Genomic DNA, 15,505 nt, shown 5'->3' with positions numbered 1-15,505 from the left:
GACCCCTCATCGAGTCCCCTGACGCTAAAAGAAGGACTCTCTCAAAATAAAGTCGCCGTCTACGGTATCGTACTCGGCGTGATCGCATTCGTTTTCCACCACTATCATAACGCCTATCTCGCTACGACGCTCTCCGCCGTTTCCATCGCCCTGCTCTCCATGACCGTCGCCGAAGTGGCCGAAGTGCTTGCCGAACGGCTTGAAGAGCCCTATGGCTCCTTCGTTCTCACCTTCAGCGCCGTCATCGTCGAGATCATCCTGCTCTATATGGTTCTTATGAGTTCGCACAACGACCCGCGTGCGCTTGATACGGTCAAAGGGGGTATCATCTCCGCCGTCATCGTCGACATGAACGTGCTGCTGGGACTGGCCGTCTTTATCGGCGGGCTTGCATTCAAGGAGCAGGAGCACAACGAGGATACCTCCAGTACCTATACGACAATCCTGCTCGTCGCCACTTCCGCACTGCTTGTGCCGAGCATCATGCACTTTACCTCCGAGTCGCACCGTGACCTGATCCTCGCCAGCAACATCATCGGCTTCGTCCTTTTTTGTTTTTACATTGTCATTTTCATTTTCCAGACGAAGACCCACTCGCACTTCTTCAAGGCGACGGCACGCAGCCGCATCTTCCGTTACAAGCGGCGCCTCTCCGAGGGTGAAGAGGAGACGGAGGAGCAGCCCGATGCCTTTGAACGTCTCGCCACGGTCAGCAACTTTATGATCATCTTCGCCCTGATCGCGCTGATCGGTCTCGTCGCGGAGATCTTCGCTGATGAGGGGATGTCCCTGGTGCAAAAGTATGACTTCCCCGTCGGCCTGGCGGGCCTCATCATCGCAATCATCTCCGTTGCACCGGAGATCATGACGGCGATCACGGCGGCACGAAACGACCAGATCCAGCGGGTTATCAATATTGCGATGGGGGCCTCGACGGTGTCGATCATGCTCACCGTACCGGCGCTGTTGGCGCTCTCCTATACGACGGCGCATCCCCTGACCCTGGACTTCAACACCCTGCAGGTCGGGGCGCTCATTCTCACCATCGTGCTGGCATGGAAAACGACGGATGATGGCTATACCAACTATTTTGAAGGGACGTCGCACCTCTTTTTCTTTATCTGCTATGCCATTATCGCGGCGTTTTATTGACAGAACGTTAAAGGAGCAAAAGCCCCTTTGCCTACGCTGGCGGCTATGGCACTAAAGCACACTGCTGCTTTGTCCTCGCTGCGCTGCGAAATTCCGCTACGCTACATCGGCGGCAGCGTAGAAAGTACTGGCCGGTTTTTGGAAAAGAAATGGGAATTATATAGGAGATTATAGATGGATAGACGTACTTTTCTGACTGCTGCGGCGGCGACATCGTCGGCGGTGCTGCTCGAGGGCTGCAACGACAGTAATCGGGTGGCGATCGACTACAGCAAACATCCGAAACAGCACGATACGACAGACAAAAGCGTCAACATCAACCGCGGCAAAAAGACGGAGCTCAAGATCGCGACGAGCTGGCCGGCGCACTTTCCCATCATGGGCACGGGCGTCGACCGTTTCGCCGATCGGGTCGCGCAGATCAGCGGCGGGCAGCTCAGTATCAAGCTCTTCCCGAAAAACACCCTCGTCCCCGCCCTCGCCGTTTTTGATGCGGCCAGCAGCGGCCAGATCGACGGGTTCCACTCGGGCCCCTACTACTGGAAGGGCAAAAACGCGGCCTTCTCCCTCTTCAGCGGGTTCCCGTTTGGGATGACGGCGGAGGAGCTTAACGGCTGGATTCTCTACGGCGGCGGCATGGAGCTGTGGCGGGAGCTCTACGGCCGCTACAACCTCCACCCTTTTGCCGGCGGCAATACCAATATCCAGATGGGCGGCTGGTTTCGAAAACCGATCGAGACCCTGGAGGATATGAATGGCCTGAAGATGCGCATCCCGGGGCTCGGCGGCGAAGTGATGTCGAAGCTCGGCGTCAACCCCGTCCTGCTGCCCGCCGGGGAGATCTACACCTCCCTGGAGCGCGGCGTGATCGATGCGACAGAGTGGGTCGGCCCCTACCTCGACACGAAGATGGGCTTTTACAAGGTAGCGCCCTACTACTACTCGGGATGGCACGAACCGGGTTCCATCCTGGAGATGACCTTCAGCAAACATACGTGGGAGCGGCTCTCGGGAGAACAGCAGGCTATCATCGAGTGTGCTGTCAGCGAGCTCAACAGCACGATGACCTTCGAATTCCAGGCGAAGAACGCCGAGGCGATGGCTTCGCTCGAAGCGAACGGCGTCAAGCTGATGCGCTTCCCCGACGCCGTCACCGAGGCCGCTAAAAAAGCGCTGACAGCGGTTATCGCCGAACAGAGCGCCCAGAGCGCCGACTTCAAACGGGTTTTTGAGAGCGCCTCCTCCTATCTTGCCAAAAGCAAGGTCTTCAGCGACGCCAGCCTGCGCTACTTCCTCAACGTCCGCTAATCCTTATCTTTGAAGCGGTCGACGAAGCCGTGGCAGTAAGGCTGTTTGTGATGACGCATGTAGTAGTCCTGGTGATACGCTTCGGCTTTCTGGAATGCTGATGCTTCGAGCAGCTCCGTTTGGACGTTATAGCCGTTTTTGACCAACTGCGCTATCAACGCTTCGGCAATCATTTTCTCTTTCAGGTCATTGTAGAAAACCGCACTCTGGTACTGGCTGCCGATGTCGGGCCCTTGCCTGCCCTTTTGCGTCGGGTCGTGGATATCGAAGAAGGTTTTGGCAAGCGTTTTGTAGTCGACTTTTGAAGGGTCATAAGTGACAGCAACTGTCTCAAGATAGCCGGTACGCCCGGAGGAGACGTCCCTGTAGGTAGGGTCTGGCATATTGCCACCCATATAGCCGGAGACGACCGATGTGACGCCGGGGATCTTCTCTATGTAGTACTCCACGCCCCAGAAACAGCCGCCGGCAAAGTAGGCGACTTTTTTTTCGGGGATGAATTCCATGGAGATGGAGTTGACACAGTGACGGAGGTTCTTCTGAGTCAGGTGCTCACCGCTGAAGACATGGCCCAGGTGCGCGCCGCAGTTGGCGCAGATAATCTCCGTACGGTAGCCGTCGGGATCGGGAATGCGCTTCACGGCGCCGGGGATCTCGTCGTCAAAGGATGGCCAGCCGCAGTGCGAATCGAATTTGTCCTCGGAGCGGTAGAGTTTGGCCCCGCAGCGTTTGCAGACATAGGTGCCCTTGGCCTTGTTGTGAAGCAGCTCGCCGCTGTAGGGACGCTCCGTGGCTTTATGGACGATGACCGCTTCCTCCTGCGGCGTCAGCGGTTTCCAGGTGCCGACGGGTTTGTACGGCGCGCTATCCGCGGCAACGGCCAGGGTCAGAAACAGGGTGATAAAAAAAAGAATGTATTTCATCTTCTCTCCTCTTTTCCCGAGTATAGGCAGAGTGCATTAATAGTTCAAAAACGCTGATCAGTAGTAGGAGGCTTTGCGGTGCCGCATCCGGAGACGCAGCGCCTTCTCGTCGGGAAGGATGGAGGCTACGAGAGCGTGGAAGTCGGCGGAGTGGTTGAAATGGACGCGGTGCGCCAGTTCGTGTACGACGGTATAATCAACCATCGCCTCTTCAAGCTGGAGCAGCAGGGTGTTGTAGGTGATCACCCCCGTCTTCGAGCAGCTCCCCCAGCGCCGTTTCATCTTCCGGAAGCGGATCGCCTCGTACGTCACCCCCATCCGTTCGGCGAACAGGGCGGTTTTTTCGCGCAGCACTGCTTCGGCGCGTTCGCGGTAGAAGCGGTCGCAGCTTCGCCGGAGCGCCTCGGGCGAGTGCGTCTGAAACGCGGCGTCAAGCGACGTAAGGGGTACGATGTCGCCCAGAAAAAGTAGGCTCTCCCCCAGCCGCATCGTCGGCTGCGCGGCGTAGCGGTTCTGCTGGCGAAGGATCCACTCGCGCTTGGAAGTGACGAACGCCTGCAGGTGCCGCTGCCCCCGACCGTTGGACTTGAGCACGACCGTGCCGTCCGCCTCCACACTGAGATAGGCGTGCTTCATCCGGGGATTGACACGGTGCTCGACCTGGATGCCGTCGAACTCAATCACCATAGAGCACCCCCTTGACCGGCCGATAGGCCTCGAGTTTCGCCTCAAAACGCATAGCAGCGTACGCCGGCGATGTCGAGGGAAGCAGCGTACAGGGGACGGAAAGGTCCGGGTAATGTTTTTTGCACCCTTCGAAGGCTTTTTTGCCGGTACAGAAAATATGCACGATCCCGGGATGCGACGCGAGAAAAGCGGGGATGTCGTTGGGAACGAGCTCGCTCAGATTCGCGTCGCTCGAGTTGTTCTCACTGCGCACCAGGGATGCATAGCTGTCCCAGAGGGCGATCCCCTGCTCCAGCGCGAAAGCGCGGCGGGCGGCTTTGTCCGGGAGGGCGACGTCAAAAAGTCTCTCCATGATGGGCCAGAACTGGTTGCGCGGGTGGGCGTAGTAGAAATCGGCTTTGAAAGAGGCGATGCTGGGGAAAGAACCGAGGACCAGGACGCGGGAACGGTCGTCGGCAACGGGGTCGAAGGGGTGCTCCAGGCGCATCTACACCCGGTGGTCCATCTTGACGCTCACCTCGTCGTAATCGGTCTTGAAGGCTTTGAGCACGCGGTTGACCTTCTCGATATCGAGGGGTTTGTGCTGCAGCTGGTTTACGGCCTTGTACAGCAGGCTGAAACGCCCTTTGCGCGCCGCGATCCACTTTTCGAGGTTCTTGGTGATCTCGAAGGACGCCATCAGCGTATCGAAAGGGATCTGGTAGATGTCGATCAGGGTCGAGAAAACCGCCAGCAGGCGGAGTTCGTCGCTGCGGCGCTCCGGATCGGCGCTGTGAACGTTGGAAACGATGGTGTTCATCAGGTCGATACGCTCTTCGAAGAAGCGGGAAAAAGGCCCTTTCTCGACGCTGATGTCCGCACCGCCCTTCGCATAAATGATGAGCATGAACCAGCGGCGCATGACATCGGGACCGATATCCATGATCATGGCACGGACGGAGCGCGTGGCGTCGTAGCGCTTGATGCCGGTGGAGATGAGATACTGGAAAAACTGGATGGTGAGCTCGTTGTGGCGTTCAAACTCTTTGGCGAATTCATGGAACGGCACGGTGTCGAGCATCTTGTAAAGCCGGCTGACCCCGATCTGTTTGGGTTCGAGGCGGTAGTGCTTGACCGGGACCGGGTGCTGGATGTAGTACCCCTGGAAATAATCGAAACCGAGGCTCTGGTATGCGGAAAACTCGTCGATGGTTTCGACCTTCTGGGCAATGAGCTTATGGTTTTTCTTTAACACGCCGGCATATTCGGCAACTTGTTCGACATCGCTGTTTTGAATGTCGATCTTGAGATAGCTGATATAGGGCAGTACATTTTCGTACTGGGTGATCGTATTGGCAGATACGATGAAGTTATCCAGGGCAAAACGGTACCCGTTGTCGTACAGAATTTTCAGCTTGGCGATTTCATTATGGCGCAGCGGCTCGTTCGCCGCAATCTCGAAGACGCATTGATCGGGACGGAAGGTCTCAATAATATCCGTCATCAAAAAAGCGGGGGAGATATTGAAGAATGCAAGACTATCCCCCACTGCGCGCTCCCGGCCAATCAGGTTGAATACGCTCAGCATTACTTGCGCGGACATCAGCCGATGCGTCAATGCTGGGTTAGCGGCGTTGTTCTCACCTTCGCGGTGCAGCAGTTCGTAGCCGTAGGTAGCATTGGAAGCATCGATGATGGGCTGTCGCGCAACTTGTACAAACTCTGTCATCGGACTCCTTTGTGTCAACTTCTGATATTGTATATCATAACAGTTTTCGACAGGCTTAGGACACACCGTTTTTAACACGATAGGGAATCGGGTCGGGTATGCCGGCCAGTTCGAAACCTTTGAGGCGGAGCCGGCAGCTGTCGCAGACGCCGCAGGCCGCCGCTTCGTCACTGTAGCAGCTCCAGGTCAGTTCGAGCGGTACGTCGTACGCAAGGGCCTCGGCGACGATCTGCTCCTTTTTAAGGTGCACCAGCGGCATGGCGATGGTGAGCTGCGTTTCATCCCTCGTGCCGAGATTGACGGCACGCTGCATCGCTTCGATGTAGGCCTCGCGGCAGTCGGGGTAGCCGCTGGAATCCTCCTCGACGACACCAATGCCGATGACGGAAGCTCCCTCTTTTTCGGCAATGGCGGCGGCGATGCTCAAAAAGATGCCGTTACGGAACGGTACGTAGGTGACGGGGACGCCGGCTTCAATGCCGCCCGTGGGGACGTCGATGCTTCTGTCCGTCAATGCCGAGGCGCCGATGGCGGCGAAAAAGTCCAGATCGATCTCGTAGGTCTGCCCGGTGCCGAGGCGCGCCGTGATAGCCCGGAAGCTCTCCAGCTCCTTTTGCTGCGTGCGCTGATCGTAGTTGAAATGGACCGCAACGATCTCATACCCCTGAGCGCGGAGCATATAGGCCGCCAGTGTCGAATCCATTCCGCCGCTCATGATACAGACCGCTTTTTTACCCACGTGTGCTCCCCTTATGAATCTTTGACGTTATTATAGCCTGTTTCCCGGCCTTTGAGCGCGGCCATGATGGCATCGGCGACCCGGAACGCGTTGGCGTAGATCGTCCAGGTGTAGGGCACGCTCCCGCCCGTCGGCATAAAGCTCGCATCGGAAACATAGAGATTGTCGATGCCGTGCATTTTGCAATTGGGGTCGAGGACGGAGTGTTCGGGGTCCGTCCCGAAACGGCACCCGCCGGCGACCAGATTCGGCGGCGGGGCCGAGGAGATGTCGCTCTCGATCTCAACCGCTCCCATCTGCCGCAGGACACTCTCCGCTTTTTCGGCCAGGTAATTCCCGACCTCGATATCCTGCGGATGGCCGTAGAGGCGGATCTTGCCGACGGGCACTCCCCACTTGTCTTTCACGCTTTCGTCAACGGAGACAAAACATTTGTCCGTCGGCATCCAGTCATTAAAGACCTCAAAGGCGAAGATACGAGACGCCGTGAAGGCGTGCTCAAGCCGCGCCTGCAGTTTCCGCCCCCAGAGCAGATTGCCGTCGTCGTCGTAAAGCTCGCGCAGGGCACGACTGACGGGGTTGGCATGCTCGAAGAGAAAATCGATCGTCCCCCCTTTCACCGCACGCCCGTTTTGATGATAGACGTACCACTCCTGCAACGAGCGGTTGACGAAGGCGCCGCGGGTCATCAGCTCAAAGCGCTGCCGTTCGTTCAGGCGGGCAAACTCGAACCTCCCCTGCCCGCTGCCGCCGGCGGAAAAGATAAGGTTCTTGCCCAGCTGGCCGTTGGCGTTTCCCAGACCGTCGGGGTGGAAATCGTTGCGCGAATTGAACAGCAGGCGTACGCTTTCGATCGCCTGGGCGGCAACAACAAAGGTGCCTGCCGTGACGGTGCGGGGTCTGCCGTCGGCATCAAAGTAGTGCGCCGCGGTGACGTGCTGCCGGTCGGCATCGAGTCTGTAGACAAACACGTTCGGGAGAATATCGCACCGCCCCGTCGCTTTCGCCTTTTCAAGGAGTGCCGCGCGGGCGTTGCCTTTGGCGCCCGTCGCGCAGCCGTAACTGCCGCAGAAGTTGGAGTAGGAACAGCCGCTGCGCCCCAGGGCGTCAAAGGGGAGCACGGCCCTCGGCGTGGGGATGCTGTGATACCCGAGCGTTTCGCAGGCCGTATCAAACCAGCCGGAGATGGGCTGCTCCCAGGTCGGCGGGAAGGGGAAATCCTTCGTGGAGCGCCGCTCCTGGAAAGGGTGCTCGACGACCCTGCCCGAGACGCCGACGAGCTGTTCGACTTTCGTAAAATAGGGTTCCATGTCGTCATAGGAGATGGGCCAGTCGACGACGTTGGCCCCTGCCACGGGACCGAAGGCGGATCGGAGCCTGAAGTCGACCGGTTTCATCCGGTGGAAATAGCCGCTCATCAGATTCGAAGAGCCTCCCACCATGGAGCCGTTCCAGAAGTTCCAGCCCGATTCCGCCGCGGTCACGCGATCAATGCTGCCGTCACTGTCATAGGTCTCCACGACATGCTGCTCCTCCCTAAGCCGGGGGGTGTAGATGCTGCGGCGGCTGACGGCGATTTCGTCCTTGGTAAAATCCTTCTCCGTCAGGTAGGGCCCCTTCTCCAGTACGAGGACACGGTAGCCCGCGCGGCTGAGTTCGTATGCTACGGGAGAAGCCCCCGCGCCGCTGCCGACGATGCAGATATCATATTGTTTCATATTAACGGTGTCTTCGGCCGGGGATAGCCGGGTTCGTAACGCAGCCAGCGCCACCCTGCCTCGTGGGTGTTCGCGCCGTAGACAGGGTCGCTCAGCAGGGCTTCGAAAAGATAGGAGAGCACGCTCCAGAGCCAGTTGTCCCCCCAGACGAGTCCGGAAGCCTTTTGCAGGACCTGCTGGCGCTGTTCCGGGGGGAGCCGGTAGTAGGCATAGCCGTAATCCTTGCGGGCCTGTTCGTTCAGCCAGCGCGCGCCGTTGGTGAGAAAACGCTTGTCATCGTCATCGACGTAGGGATCGCGCATAACGCCGCCGAGGTAGTCGATCGCTTTGAGCAGCCGGGGCGAAGGGGCACCGCCGCCACCGGGAAAGAGGTCGCGATGGACGGTGGCAATGGTCTGGTACGGTTCTGCGTGCATGGTGACGGGACGGGCGTACTCCGCACCGCTTTCGGCAGGCAGAAGCAGCAGCGCCGCGCCCCCGAACAGGAGGGTTCGTCGGTTTATCATGGATTGATTGTAGCATAGCGGCAAAAACGTTTCAGTAACGGCACGCTAAAGCACAGATTGGCTAAAATGCCGTCTATGATTGATATCGACAACCAAACGGATTTTCTACCGGATTTTACACTGCTTGACGCCATTGTTGACGCGCTGGACGCAGGCGAGATGGAGCTTGTCATCTGCGACGACGAGACGATCCGCGTGCTCAACCGCGACCACCGCGGCATCGACAAAGCGACCGATGTGCTGAGCTTCCCTTACGATCCGATGCCGATGGCACCGATCGGCAGCATCGTTATCAGCGCAGACCATGTGCGCAGCGGCGCGGCGCGTTTCGGTCACAGCGAGACGGAGGAGTGCGCCCTGCTCTTTTTGCACGGCGTATTGCACCTGCTGGGCTTTGACCATGAGACGGACGAGGGCGAGATGCGGCGCAAAGAGGAAGAAGTCATCAAAGCGCTCGGACTGCCGAGCAGCCTGATCGTCCGTACCGAGGAGGCGTAATGGAGTATCTTGTTTTCGTTGCCGCGATGGCGGCGCTTATCTGGGGGGCGGATTTCATTATCCGCGAATCCGAGCGGATCGCCCTGCACTACAACATCTCCCACTTCGTCATCGGCGCGACGCTGGTCGGGTTCGGCACTTCCCTGCCGGAGATGGCGGCATCGATGACAGCGTCATGGTACGCCAAGCCCGAAATGGCTGTCGCGAACGTCGTCGGCAGCGTGACGATGAATATCACCCTCGTCCTGGGCCTCGTCTTTGTCCTGGCGAAGAAGATGAATCCGGACCGCGATCTGTTCAACCGCGACAGCGCCTGGATCCTTTTCCCCGTCATCCTCTATTTTCTGACGGCTTACGACGGCGTCATCGGCCGTTTCGAGGGCGGCATCTTTGTCATTCTCATGGCCGCCTACCTTTACTTCCTCTTCTCGACGGACGGTTCGGAACTGACCGAGGAGATTGACGAGAGCCTGGAAAAAGAGGCCTTTGCCTGGGGCAAAACGATTGCGCTGCTCGGTGTGGGCTTCATTATGACCATCGGCGGGGCCCACTTCGTTGTCGAAAGCGCCAGTATGATCGCCCGCAGCCTCGGGGTCAGCGAATGGGTCATCGGCCTGCTGCTGATCGCCTTCGGGACGTCGCTGCCGGAGCTTGTCGTCTCCCTTGTTGCCCTCAAAAAGGGCAACGCCGATCTGAGCATTGGGAACATCATCGGTTCCAACGTTGCCAACTTTGCCATGGTGCTCGGCGGCGCGGCCATTATCCGCCCGCTTCCCATCAACGGGACAAACCTCGCCGACATCTACATTATGATGGCTGCTTCACTCGCGCTGCTGCTGGTCCTTGCCAATAAGCTCTACAGCAAAGCCGGCGGGATCATTCTACTGATGATCTTTGCCCTCTTCGTCAAAAGCGCGCTCGGGCAGTAAGCCCCTGCAGCCGCTACTTTTTAATATACCCGAACTCTACCAGTTTGTCATAGATCTTCGAGACGATGTCACCGGCGGCGCTGGCCCCGTGGCCGCCGTGTTCAATCAGGGCGGTAACGACGTATTTGGGATGCTTATAGGGCCCATAGGTCGTCAGCCAGGCGTGTGAGCGCGTATAGTAGGCCATATCCTCCTCTTTGATCCGTTTCTTCGTCGCCTGCGGGATCCCGACTACCTGGGCGGTACCGGTCTTGCCTGCGATGGGCACCGTGGTTTTGATCTGGGAGGACGCCGTTCCTTTGGGATGGCTGCAGACCTGGCGCATCGCACGGCGGATGATGGGAAGGTCCGCTTTTTGCGCAGGGGTCAGTACATCCCGGTAGACCGCTTTGGTCAGGTTGTTGTCGATCATGCGCGCTAGCCTCGGTCGTGGCAGTTTCCCGCCGGCGAGGAGCGCCGTGTTCTGGGCGATCTGCAGGGGCGTAACGAGCACACTCCCCTGCCCGATGGAGGTGTTGAGCGTCTCGCCGATATACCACGGTTCGTTGTAGCGCTCCCGTTTCCAGGCCCGGTTGGGAATGGTGCCGATGAACTCATTGGGAAGGTCTATATCCGTTTTGTTGCCCAGGCCGAAGTTTTTCAACCCTTCACTGATTTTTTCGATCCCGACCTTGAGACTCCCTTTGTAGAAGTAGTCATCGCAGCTCTCGCGGATCGCCTTGTGCAGGTCTGTCTTGCCGTGTCCCCAGCTTTTCCAGCAGCGGAAATTTCGGTTCCCCAGCTTCATCGTACCGCTGCAGGTGACGTACCACCACTGGCTGATCCCGCTGTCGAGATAGACGAGCCCGATAGAGGGTTTGATGGTGGAGCCCGGCGGATAGAGCCCGTTGACGATCTTGTTTGTAAAGGGCATGTCGAGGTCGTTGATCAGGGCGTTCCATTTCTTTGCCGAGATCCCCGAGACGAAGGTGTTGGGGTTGTATTCGGGGTAGCTCCCCGCCGAGAGGATCTCGCCGTCAAGGCCCATCACGATCACGGCCCCCGCATTCCCGCGCATCAGTTCGCTGATGTACTGCTGCAACCGCATGTCAATGGTGAGCACCAGGTTCCGGTTCTCCACCGCCTTGCGGGTCTCGAGCACGGAGATCTCCTCGTTGAGCGCGTTCATCTGTACCGTGCGCTCCCCGGGCACCCCTTCGAGGTAGCGGTTGTACTGCTTCTCAAGACCCGATTTCCCGACGATGCCCGTCAGTTTGAGCACGGGGTCCTTCTCGATCTCCTGCTGGTTGGACTTCGCCGTATACCCGATGAGATGCGCCGCGATCTTCTGGTAGGGGTAGTAGCGCATCGGGGCCGGAGAGATCTTGACGTTCTCGAGCAGGTTCAGCTCCGAGTAGACGGGCAGAATATCCTCGTAGGAGATAAAGTCGGCCACGGCGATCTCGCGGTGGTTGTAGTGTGAATCGTTCTGTTTGTAGATCTTGATCATCTTCTGCGCATCGAGCATCGGCAGCAGCGTCTGGATCCGTTCCAGCGTCGTCTGAAGGCTCTCCAACCGCTTCTGGGTGTTCAGATGGGGCATGATCTCGATCTTGAAACCCAGCTTGTTGATGGCGAGGGGCTTGAAGTTCCGGTCGAGTATCTCGCCGCGGACCGGTGCGATCCGCTCCGTCTTGAGGGTGTTTTCCGTCGAGAGCTGCTCGTAATAGCGGTTGGAGTGCACGCTCAGATAGTAGACGCGGCTGAGCAGCGAGACCCAGATGAAGATGAACAGGGCGATAAGGAAACGGGTTCTCACAGCAGCCCCACCAGGAAGAATTCGATCATCATGTAGAAGATGACCTTGAAATCAAGCTGCGGCAGCGGCAGGGCGAACATATTCGCAAAAAGCGCGGTAAACGCCCAGTAGCCGACGTAGGCGAGCACCACGATGATCCCGTTGAGGCAGAGATGGCAGGAGACGATACTTTTGATCCGCGGCAGGATCAGGAAGTAGCTGACCGTATAGAAGAAGAGCGTGCTGAGCAGCAGATACCCCTTGGCGGTCTCGGCGATGACCAGCAGGATCATGATCAGGAAAAACGCGAAGGACGAATGGGTATCAAGCGCCCTGATGTAGAGGAAAAAAAGGACGCCGAACATCGGCGGCAGATAGAGGTAGTGCATGGAGAGCGCTTCGTAGGGCACGAAGAGCAGCGCGAAAAAAAGCCAGATCAGAGGGTTTTGATCAGCGCGATTTCGTTGCATACCGGAAAGTGCTTGCATTTGATACAGTCGGCCCAGATCTTATGTTCGGGCAGGCTCTCTTTTGGGATCTCGGAAAAGGAGAGTTTTTCGAAGAATCGGGCCGCATAGGTGAGTGCCAGGATCCGTTTGAGGCCGAGCTTCCTCCCCTCTTCCAGTGCCAGCTTGACCAGTTCCGCCCCGATCCCGCGGTTGCGGTAGGGTTCGTCGACGATCAGCGAGCGGATTTCCGCCAGCTCCGGCGAATGCACATGCAGTGCCGTGAAGCCGATCAGGCGCTCGCCGTCAAAAGCGAGTATGTAGGAGCGGATGTTGGTCGCCAGTTCGTCGTTGCTGCGCACGAGAATGGTGCCGTCGTCGACCTTGGGCGCGACGAGGCGCTGCATCGCCTCGATATCGGCCAGGGTCGCTTTTCTATAGTGAATGGCCATCATCATCCTCCGTCAGGAGATCGTAAAGGCGTGCCGCCAGTTTTGAAATGCCCCGCTTTTTGCTGCTGGAGACGACCATCGCACCGGGGTAATCCCGCAGCAGCGCCCCGAGCTCTTTCTGGTTGAGCTTGTCCCCTTTGGTAAAGACGCGCAGAACGGTCTGGCCGGGGCGGCGGATCTGCTCAAGGTATTCGGCGACGGAGCGGTCGATGGGGAGATCGGGGTGGCGCGCATCGACAAGATGGACAAAGACGCGGATCTGTTCGCGCTGGGTAATGAAGTCGGTCAGGTTCTTCTCCCAGTCGCTCTTGAGGCTTTTGGAGACCTTCGCGTATCCAAACCCGGGAAGGTCGACCAGTTTTGCCGAATATTTTTCGCGGCTCTCCCGATCCATGAAGGTGGCGTCGAAATAGTTGATCAGGCGCGTTTTCCCCGGCGTCGCGGAGACTTTTGCAAGGTTTTTGTGGTTACACAGCGCATTGAGCAGCGAACTTTTGCCTGCGTTGGAGCGGGCCATGAAGGCCACCTCGTTGACGGTGTCGTTCTCCGGTGACTGGGAGATGTTCGCGGCGCTCGTCTCGAAATGCGCTTCGACGACCTCAATCACTTCTTTTTCTCCTCGGGGAGATTGAAGATCATGATAACGGGCTGGCGCTCAGCCCCTTTTGCCGCGGCCGTTCCCTCCTGGATATTGACCACGACCTCTTCACCGTCGATCTGCTTGTGCTCGTCGTGCTGCATAAGGTGTACGTCGCCGTAGAAACTGTACTGCTCTTTGAGCGGCAGATAGATGACCTTCTGCGCGCGCCCGCTGTAGGTGGAACCGTTGTCGGCCTTGAGGAAAAAGGAGGCGTCGCCGCTGGCGATATACTTCGTCGGCGTACGGTCGGCCGCGGTATAGACCTCAACGCGCGAGGCGTTGAGTTCGTCGCTTCCCATCTTGATGTGCACATGACCCTCGAAGACCGAACGCCCCTGTTTTTCGTTGGCCGTAAAGGCGTCGGCAACGATTCTGAGCTGTTCGGCTGCATAGAGGCTCCCGGTCACTGCCGTGGCCAGGATAAGGGCTAAAGCGGACTTCACATCTTCTCCTTCATGGTGTAGATTCCGACGATCTTTTTCGCACTGATATCGCCGCTGTTGAGGTTATAGTAAAGGTTTCTGCCGTCAACGCGGTCCCGCGCCTGCCAAAGCACGAAAGCGCCCGGTGCGCGTACTTCCCCCGAGCTCTGGTTGTAGTCGGCCTTTGCGGTCTCGAAGGTGATCCCGTCGTCACGTCTGAAGCGCACATCCCCTTCGAGGGTGATCAGCGGCTCTTTGTAGATGCCTTTGCTGGCCTTCATGGTCTCCACATGCCCTTCCGAACGGTCGGTGAGGTTCAGATCAACCACCTCGTAGCGGTCGGGGAAGCGCGATGCATGATGCCCCGCCAGTATCGTTTTCACCCCGGTCGACGCGACCTCGTAGACCGTGAAACGATCCAGCTCGATCTGTGCGAGCTCCCCGGGGGAGGCAATATCGACCTGCAACGGTTTGAAAAAGAGGAAAATTCCCCCCAGCACCGCCCCGATAAGGAGGTAGAAGGACGTGACGCTCATTGCCACTGCGCGAGAAAGGCCTCTTCCTCGCCGTTACGGCGCATCAGCGCTTCGATCATCTCCCGTACGGCAGCTTCGCCGCCCCGGCGGGAAAGGACGTTGTCGACGCGGCCGGTGATGTAGGCGGATGCATCGGCAGGGGCAAAGGAGACTGCGGCCAGCTCCAGCATTTTCAGGTCATTCAGGTCGTCACCGACGGCCGCGACCTCTGTTGCCACATCGATGCCGAGATCGCTGCAGAGCATCTCCAGGCGTTTGCGTTTGTCCATGACACCCTGATAGAGGTGCAAAATCCCCAGCTCGTCCGCGCGCCGTTTGACGATGCCCGATCGGCGTCCGGTGATAATGGCCACTTCGTGTCCGAGGCGCATCCAGCTCTTGATCGCCAGGCCGTCTTTGACGTTGAACGCCTTGATCTCTTCGCCGCTTTCACCGTAGATGATCTGTCCGTTGGTCAGGCAGCCGTCCACGTCCAGGATGATCAGTTTGATCACAAAACGCCCTTCGTGCTCGGTACGGTGACGCGTTCGTTGCGGGTGACTGCCCGGCGCAGCGCCACGGCGAAGGCTTTGAAGGCCGCCTCGATGACGTGGTGTCGGTTTTTACCGCGCTGCATGACGATATGCGCACAGATGCGTGAATTGAAAACGATGGCCCGGAAGAACTCTTCGGCCAGCTCAGCATCGAAGCTGCCGACCTTGCCGCTGACGGGAACGTCGTAATAGAGATAGGGACGGTTGCTTAGGTCCATGTCGCAGCTGACGCTCGCCTCGTCCATGACGACGACGGCGTTGCCGAAACGCTCGACCTTCTCGATCGGGTAGATCGCCTCGGCCAGCGCCATGGCGATCACGATGCCGACATCCTCGACGCTGTGGTGGTCGTCAATGTGCGTGTCGCCCTGGCAGGAGACGTTCAGATCGATCAGGGCATGTTTGGCGAAAGCTTCGAGCATGTGGTCGAAAAAACCGACACCGGTTTCGATGCTGCTTTTCCCCTCGCCGTAGAGTTCAAGCTCTACGCGAATCTGCGTCTCTTTGGTATTGCGCTCTTTGACGATCATG

The 15,505-nt window shown here is 58.3% G+C and carries 19 protein-coding genes; 4 read left to right on the top strand and 15 right to left on the bottom strand.

Features of this window, described 5'->3' with window-relative positions:
• Positions 1–78 precede the first annotated feature (78 nt).
• Together LOH54_RS06610 and LOH54_RS06605 are read left to right on the top strand one after the other, a co-directional pair.
• A complete protein-coding gene (locus LOH54_RS06610) occupies positions 79–1,152 on the top strand; it encodes a calcium:cation antiporter (protein ID WP_231018046.1) in 1,074 nt (357 codons plus the stop codon).
• 174 nt (positions 1,153–1,326) lie between these two features.
• Entirely contained in the window at positions 1,327–2,460 is a 1,134-nt protein-coding gene (locus tag LOH54_RS06605; RefSeq protein WP_231018045.1) for a TRAP transporter substrate-binding protein, read from the top strand.
• Here the strand turns inward: LOH54_RS06605 and LOH54_RS06600 are convergent.
• The 7 genes from LOH54_RS06600 to LOH54_RS06570 all read right to left on the bottom strand — a co-directional run bounded on the left by LOH54_RS06600 (position 2,457) and on the right by LOH54_RS06570 (position 8,741).
• On the bottom strand, positions 2,457–3,344 hold the full coding sequence (locus LOH54_RS06600) for a bifunctional methionine sulfoxide reductase B/A protein (RefSeq protein WP_416768927.1): 888 nt from the start codon (positions 3,342–3,344) through the stop codon (positions 2,457–2,459). The two genes, LOH54_RS06605 and LOH54_RS06600, sit on opposite strands and share 4 nt — an antisense overlap.
• A 96-nt stretch (positions 3,345–3,440) precedes the next feature.
• On the bottom strand, positions 3,441–4,070 hold the full coding sequence (locus LOH54_RS06595) for a M48 family metallopeptidase (protein ID WP_231018044.1): 630 nt from the start codon (positions 4,068–4,070) through the stop codon (positions 3,441–3,443).
• Positions 4,060–4,557, bottom strand: coding sequence for a DNA-deoxyinosine glycosylase (locus LOH54_RS06590; RefSeq protein ID WP_231018043.1), 498 nt, complete (start codon positions 4,555–4,557; stop codon positions 4,060–4,062). Before LOH54_RS06590 ends, LOH54_RS06595 begins: the two co-directional genes overlap by 11 nt.
• A complete protein-coding gene (locus LOH54_RS06585) occupies positions 4,558–5,778 on the bottom strand; it encodes an EAL and HDOD domain-containing protein (protein WP_231018042.1) in 1,221 nt (406 codons plus the stop codon).
• Between the two features lie 55 nt (positions 5,779–5,833).
• On the bottom strand, positions 5,834–6,517 hold the full coding sequence (gene queC, locus LOH54_RS06580) for a 7-cyano-7-deazaguanine synthase QueC (protein ID WP_255707097.1): 684 nt from the start codon (positions 6,515–6,517) through the stop codon (positions 5,834–5,836).
• 11 nt (positions 6,518–6,528) lie between these two features.
• On the bottom strand, positions 6,529–8,235 hold the full coding sequence (locus LOH54_RS06575; RefSeq protein WP_231018041.1) for a GMC family oxidoreductase: 1,707 nt from the start codon (positions 8,233–8,235) through the stop codon (positions 6,529–6,531).
• On the bottom strand, positions 8,232–8,741 hold the full coding sequence (locus LOH54_RS06570) for a gluconate 2-dehydrogenase subunit 3 family protein (protein ID WP_231018040.1): 510 nt from the start codon (positions 8,739–8,741) through the stop codon (positions 8,232–8,234). Before LOH54_RS06570 ends, LOH54_RS06575 begins: the two co-directional genes overlap by 4 nt.
• Positions 8,742–8,816: 75 nt before the next feature.
• On the opposite strand from LOH54_RS06570, the gene ybeY reads away from it, so the two are divergent.
• Together ybeY and LOH54_RS06560 are read left to right on the top strand one after the other, a co-directional pair.
• Positions 8,817–9,239 (top strand): rRNA maturation RNase YbeY, encoded by a 423-nt coding sequence (gene ybeY / locus LOH54_RS06565; RefSeq protein ID WP_231018039.1) that lies wholly within the window; start codon positions 8,817–8,819, stop codon positions 9,237–9,239.
• Positions 9,239–10,168 (top strand): calcium/sodium antiporter, encoded by a 930-nt coding sequence (locus tag LOH54_RS06560; RefSeq protein ID WP_231018038.1) that lies wholly within the window; start codon positions 9,239–9,241, stop codon positions 10,166–10,168. The genes ybeY and LOH54_RS06560 overlap by 1 nt, the downstream gene beginning before the upstream one ends.
• Before the next feature lie 13 nt (positions 10,169–10,181).
• On the opposite strand, the gene mrdA is transcribed toward LOH54_RS06560, so the two are convergent.
• Genes mrdA through hisB form a run of 8 tightly spaced genes read right to left on the bottom strand, consistent with a single transcriptional unit; the run spans position 10,182 to position 15,504 of the window.
• Positions 10,182–11,966 (bottom strand): penicillin-binding protein 2, encoded by a 1,785-nt coding sequence (mrdA, locus tag LOH54_RS06555; RefSeq protein WP_231018037.1) that lies wholly within the window; start codon positions 11,964–11,966, stop codon positions 10,182–10,184.
• Positions 11,963–12,415: a hypothetical protein gene (locus LOH54_RS06550; RefSeq protein WP_231018036.1), complete on the bottom strand. Its 453-nt coding sequence runs from the start codon at positions 12,413–12,415 to the stop codon at positions 11,963–11,965. Before LOH54_RS06550 ends, mrdA begins: the two co-directional genes overlap by 4 nt.
• A complete protein-coding gene (locus LOH54_RS06545; RefSeq protein ID WP_231018035.1) occupies positions 12,382–12,843 on the bottom strand; it encodes an N-acetyltransferase in 462 nt (153 codons plus the stop codon). Before LOH54_RS06545 ends, LOH54_RS06550 begins: the two co-directional genes overlap by 34 nt.
• A complete protein-coding gene (yihA, locus tag LOH54_RS06540) occupies positions 12,827–13,450 on the bottom strand; it encodes a ribosome biogenesis GTP-binding protein YihA/YsxC (protein ID WP_231018034.1) in 624 nt (207 codons plus the stop codon). The genes LOH54_RS06545 and yihA overlap by 17 nt, the downstream gene beginning before the upstream one ends.
• Positions 13,447–13,926 carry a lipopolysaccharide transport periplasmic protein LptA gene (gene lptA / locus LOH54_RS06535; protein WP_231018033.1) on the bottom strand — a complete coding sequence of 160 codons (480 nt, stop codon included), beginning with the start codon at positions 13,924–13,926 and terminating at the stop codon, positions 13,447–13,449. The genes yihA and lptA overlap by 4 nt, the downstream gene beginning before the upstream one ends.
• Positions 13,923–14,441: an LptA/OstA family protein gene (locus LOH54_RS06530; RefSeq protein ID WP_231018032.1), complete on the bottom strand. Its 519-nt coding sequence runs from the start codon at positions 14,439–14,441 to the stop codon at positions 13,923–13,925. The genes lptA and LOH54_RS06530 overlap by 4 nt, the downstream gene beginning before the upstream one ends.
• Positions 14,438–14,935: a KdsC family phosphatase gene (locus LOH54_RS06525; RefSeq protein ID WP_231018031.1), complete on the bottom strand. Its 498-nt coding sequence runs from the start codon at positions 14,933–14,935 to the stop codon at positions 14,438–14,440. The genes LOH54_RS06530 and LOH54_RS06525 overlap by 4 nt, the downstream gene beginning before the upstream one ends.
• The gene (gene hisB / locus LOH54_RS06520) at positions 14,932–15,504 is read right to left on the bottom strand and encodes an imidazoleglycerol-phosphate dehydratase HisB (protein WP_231018030.1); all 573 of its coding nucleotides are present in this window, start codon (positions 15,502–15,504) and stop codon (positions 14,932–14,934) included. Before hisB ends, LOH54_RS06525 begins: the two co-directional genes overlap by 4 nt.
• Position 15,505 lies beyond the last annotated feature (1 nt).

Origin of the sequence: Sulfurimonas sp. HSL-3221 (assembly GCF_021044585.1) — a bacterium.
Lineage (GTDB): Bacteria > Campylobacterota > Campylobacteria > Campylobacterales > Sulfurimonadaceae > Thiomicrolovo > Thiomicrolovo sulfuroxydans.
This window is presented reverse-complemented; position numbering and strand designations above follow the sequence as displayed.